At 67.6% G+C, this 4,194-nt stretch carries 4 protein-coding genes; 1 reads left to right on the plus strand and 3 read right to left on the minus strand.

Annotated elements, in window-relative coordinates; translation table 11 throughout:
- Window positions 1-198: 198 nt before the first annotated feature.
- Window positions 199-666, minus strand: a complete 468-nt coding sequence (locus ATE59_RS17360; RefSeq protein ID WP_058813492.1) for an EF-hand domain-containing protein — start codon at window positions 664-666, stop codon at window positions 199-201.
- Between the two features lie 127 nt (window positions 667-793).
- On the opposite strand from ATE59_RS17360, the gene ATE59_RS17365 reads away from it, so the two are divergent.
- Window positions 794-1,699: a hydrogen peroxide-inducible genes activator gene (locus ATE59_RS17365; protein WP_058813493.1), complete on the plus strand. Its 906-nt coding sequence runs from the start codon at window positions 794-796 to the stop codon at window positions 1,697-1,699.
- A 318-nt stretch (window positions 1,700-2,017) separates the two neighbouring features.
- Here the strand turns inward: ATE59_RS17365 and ATE59_RS17370 are convergent, their stop codons facing one another.
- Window positions 2,018-3,355 carry a sensor histidine kinase gene (locus tag ATE59_RS17370; RefSeq protein ID WP_058813494.1) on the minus strand — a complete coding sequence of 446 codons (1,338 nt, stop codon included), beginning with the start codon at window positions 3,353-3,355 and terminating at the stop codon, window positions 2,018-2,020.
- A complete protein-coding gene (locus ATE59_RS17375) occupies window positions 3,352-4,086 on the minus strand; it encodes a response regulator (RefSeq protein WP_058813495.1) in 735 nt (244 codons plus the stop codon). Before ATE59_RS17375 ends, ATE59_RS17370 begins: the two co-directional genes overlap by 4 nt.
- Window positions 4,087-4,194 lie beyond the last annotated feature (108 nt).

The following is a 4,194-nucleotide window of genomic DNA, read 5'->3' on the forward strand; positions in this document are numbered from 1 at the left end:
CTACTGAGCCTTCCGGCTACGGTTCTCACCGCAGCGCTTCTTGCTCGCCGATTTAACTAAGATCCCACGGCTGACGGACAATGTCCGCTAACCACCCCATCCCGCTCATTCAGATCGATGCCGAACATTCGTGAAAGCGGACGTTCGATCAGGTTGGAACTTGTCCACACGCCTCAGCTCCCCGAAGCTGGCGCCCCGTCAGCAGCGGCATTTCGGTTTCGCTGCCGGCTTTGGCGCGGTCGTCGCGAATTCGGCGCGGGTCAGGTCGCCCGACTTGTCGGCGTCGGCCCCGGCAAAGCGGTCGCTCGTCGCCGCCGCCCATTCCTCGAAGCTGAGCAGATTGTCGCCATTCTTGTCGAGCTTGCGAAAGGCGGCGCTGCGCGTCGCCATCATCTCGACGCGGCTGATCCGCTCGTTGCGGTCGCGGTCATATCGGTTGAAGCGGCGCTCCTCGCGCGATTCGGCCTTGGCGGCGGGCAAGGCGGGCGGCGGGGCGCCACGCTTCGGCGCATCGGGGCCCGCGACCGGCAGCGCGGCAAGCCGCGGCGGCGGGGCCGGCACGACATCCTCGGCGGCAATCTGGCTATAGCCTTTCCACAGGAACACACCGCCCGTCAGCAGCAGCGCGCTCGCCACGCCGCCGAGCAGAAATCGCGAAGTCGCCATCACGCCCCCTTCATGCCCACCTTCGTCGGCCATCGATCCGGTCCGCTTGCCTGCCTATCACGCGACCGCGACGCATATAATCGACAAAGCCACTCGAAATCGCCGATCCGATAGCTATATTCGATCAATGCAATATTACCTGCCCTCGCTCAAGCAGATGCAATATCTCGTCGCGCTGCACGAGCACGTTCATTTCGGCCGCGCCGCCGATGCCTGCAACGTCACCCAGTCGACGCTGTCGGCGGGCATCCGTGAGCTGGAAACCCTGCTCGGCCAGACCCTCGTCGAACGCACCCGCCGCGTCGTCCGCTTTACCGGGCTCGGCGACGCGATCGTCGAAAAGGCGCACCGCGTGCTGCGCGAGGCGGAGGAGCTTGCCGACATGGCCGCCGCCGCCTCGGCACCGCTCGTCGGCGAATTGCGGATGAGCGTGATCCCGACGATCGCCCCCTTCCTGCTGCCCGACCTGTTGCCGCGGCTGCGCAAGGAACGCCCGTCGCTCAAGCTGTTCCTGCGCGAAGAACCCAGCGCGCAGGCGTGCGAATCGCTCCACCACGGCCAGGTCGATTGCGTGCTGCTCGCCCTGCCCTACGCCTGCGGCGATGTGGAGAGCGAGGCGCTGTTCGACGACGCGCTGTTCGTCGCCTTCCCCGGCGACCAGTCGGAGGATCTTCCCGCGATGGTCAGTGCCGACCAGATCGACCCCGCGCAGATGCTGATGCTCGAGGACGGCCACTGCCTGAAAGACCATGCCCTCGCCGCGTGCAACCGCCCCGAACTGCGCGCGGGCGCACGCATGATGGGCACCTCGCTCCACACGCTCGTCCAGATGGTCGACAACGGGCTGGGCATCACCATGTTGCCGCAGATGGCGATCGAGGCGGGCATCCTCGACCACACCGACATCGACACCCGCCCGCTCGATTCCGACCACGACTGGCGCACCATCGCCCTCGTCTGGCGCAAAGGCAGCCCGCGCGCCGACGAATTCCGCATGCTCGCCGACATTTTCCGCAAACACCGGGCGAATTGACCCGCCGATCGGGACCGCCCCGGCACGCGCAGCAGCGCAGCCGCCCGACCGACAGCTTTGCTATCCCAATCGTATGAAAGTCCCGCGTTGATATTATGTACCCCGGCGAAAGCCGGGATCTAGGGACTCATAGCACCAACAGCCGCTTTTGACGCTCTGGACCGAATGACCGGAATCGACCGGGAGTTGACCTTCCATTCCTCGTCATCCCCGCGAAAGCGGGGACCCAGGGCGTGCGTAGGCTGATCCCACTCTGGGTTCCCGCTTTCGCGGGAATGACAGGTTTTTGTTGCGGCCGCTCCCCACCCCAAAGCCGTCTCACGCCAGAACCGGCAACACAATCGCCGCGTCGAGCCCGCCGCCCGGGCGGTTCGCCAGTATCAACTCGCCGCCCTCGCCCGCCGCAATCTCGCGCGCGATTGACAGGCCGAGGCCGGCGCCGCCCGTCGCGCGGTTCCGCGACTGCTCGCCGCGCGCAAAGGGTTCGACCAGTGTGCGGATTTGCTCGTCGGTCAGCCCCGGGCCGTCGTCGGACACGATGATGCGCGCATGGTCGCCCTCGCGCACCACCGACAGCCGCGCGCGAGCGCCATAGGCCAGCGCATTGTCGATCAGGTTGCGCAGCGCGCGGCGCAGCAGCATCGGGCGCGCCCGCACCGCCGCCTCGGCGAGCGCGCCCGCCGCGACATCCTTGCCCTGCTCGCCATAGTCAGCCGTCAGTTCGCGCAGCAGCAGCGGCAGCGCGATCGCCTCGGGCGCCTCGGTTCCCGCCCCCGAGCGCGCGAGCGCCAATATGTCGGCCAGCATCGCGGTCATTTCCTCGATCGAGGCGATCATTTTTTCGCGCAAGCGGTCGTCGTCGACCTGCTCGACACGGACGCGCAGGCTCGCGAGCGGGGTACGCAGATCGTGGCCGACCGCACCCAGCATCCGGTCCTTGTCGGCGAGCATCGTGCCGATGCGCGCGCGATAGGCGTTGAACGCCGCGATCAGGTCGCGCACGTCGGACGGCCCCGCCTCGTCGATCGGCGGCAGATCGCGCGCCGACGGATTGGCCCGCACCGCACGGGTCAACTCGCGCAGCGGCGCCGCGACGCGCCACGCGATCAGGATGATCGGCACGAGCAACAGCAGATAGAGCGACAGCGTCTGCCACAGCAAAAAGCCCTGCAGGCGCCCGCCGGTCGCCGGAATGCGGCTGCGCACGGTGAAATAGCGCCCGTCGACGCGCGCGCTCACCACGACGACGCGGCCGGGATAGCTGGTCTTCTGCGCGCGCGGCCGCAGCGGCATCGCCCAGGCGGACACCTCGCTCGCCTTGACCCCGCCTTCGCTCAGCAGGTCGGCGACATAGGCTGACAGGTCGGCAAGCGGCACCGACCCCGGAATCAGCGGCGGCGGCCGGTCGGTAATCAGCAGTTTCTGGACGCGGTCGTGCCGGCCGCTCGCAGCGCCATTGTCGATCCGGCCGCGCCGGTCGCGATCGATTGCGTCGATGATCCGTGCGACCGCCATGCCGCCGCCATGCGCAAGCGTCTGCTGCTTCTGCCCGCGGGCGAGCATCACGAAATTGATCCCCTGCGCGACGAACAGCATCGCCGCGACGGCCAGCACCAACTGCCCGATCAGGCTGCGCGGCCACAGACGAATGCTCATGCGGCCGGTCCCAGCCGCTTGACCTCGCAAGCCAGCGTATAGCCGCCGCCCCACACCGTCTTGACGATCTGCGGGTTTGCGGGGTCTTCCTCGATCTTCTTGCGCAGGCGGCTGACCAGATTGTCGATCGCGCGGTCGAAGATGTCGGCCTCGCGCCCGCGCACCAGATCGAGCAGCCGGTCGCGGCTCATTACCTGTCGCGGATGGCGCACCAGCGCGTGAAGCAGGTGATATTCGCCGGACGACAGCGCGACTTCGGTGCCCGCCTCGTCGACCAGCACGCGTTCGACCTCGCGCAGCACCCACGGCCCGAAGGCATAGCTCGTCCCGCCCGGATCGACCGCGCGGCCGTTCGCCTGCGTCCGCCGCAGCACGGTGCGGATGCGCGCGACCAGTTCGCGCGGGTTGAAGGGTTTGACGACATAGTCGTCGGCGCCGATCTCCAGCCCGATGATGCGCTCGGTATCTTCGGCGCGCGCGGTGAGCAGGATCACGGGGATGCTGCTCGTCTCGCGCAGATGGCGGGTCAGCGACAGGCCGTCCTCGCCGGGCATCATGATGTCGCTTACTACCAGGTCGACCGATTGCGCGCGCAGCACCGACCGCGCTTCGGCGGCATTGGCGGCATCGGTCACGGCAAATCCCTGCGCCTCCAGATATTCGGAAAGCGGCTCGCGGATCGACGGCTCGTCGTCGATCAACAGGATGCGGGGGGTGTCGCTATCGGTCATGGCTATCCGCTAAAAAAACTAGTTCGCCCACCGACCCGCAGGGGGCCGATGGGCGATAGCTGGCAGGACGCGGCGGCAAAGGCAATGCCACGGTGGGGGCCCGGGAGT

It is taken from the genome of Sphingopyxis sp. A083 (genome assembly GCF_001468495.1).
GTDB classification, from domain to species: Bacteria; Pseudomonadota; Alphaproteobacteria; order Sphingomonadales; family Sphingomonadaceae; genus Sphingopyxis; species Sphingopyxis terrae.

Coding starts and splice junctions, on each gene's coding strand:
- ATE59_RS17360 (WP_058813492.1), bottom strand. CDS start 666: ATGGCGACTTCGCGATTTCTGCTCGGCGGCGTGGCGAGCGCGCTGCTG.
- ATE59_RS17365 (WP_058813493.1), top strand. CDS start 794: ATGCAATATTACCTGCCCTCGCTCAAGCAGATGCAATATCTCGTCGCG.
- ATE59_RS17370 (WP_058813494.1), bottom strand. CDS start 3,355: ATGAGCATTCGTCTGTGGCCGCGCAGCCTGATCGGGCAGTTGGTGCTG.
- ATE59_RS17375 (WP_058813495.1), bottom strand. CDS start 4,086: ATGACCGATAGCGACACCCCCCGCATCCTGTTGATCGACGACGAGCCG.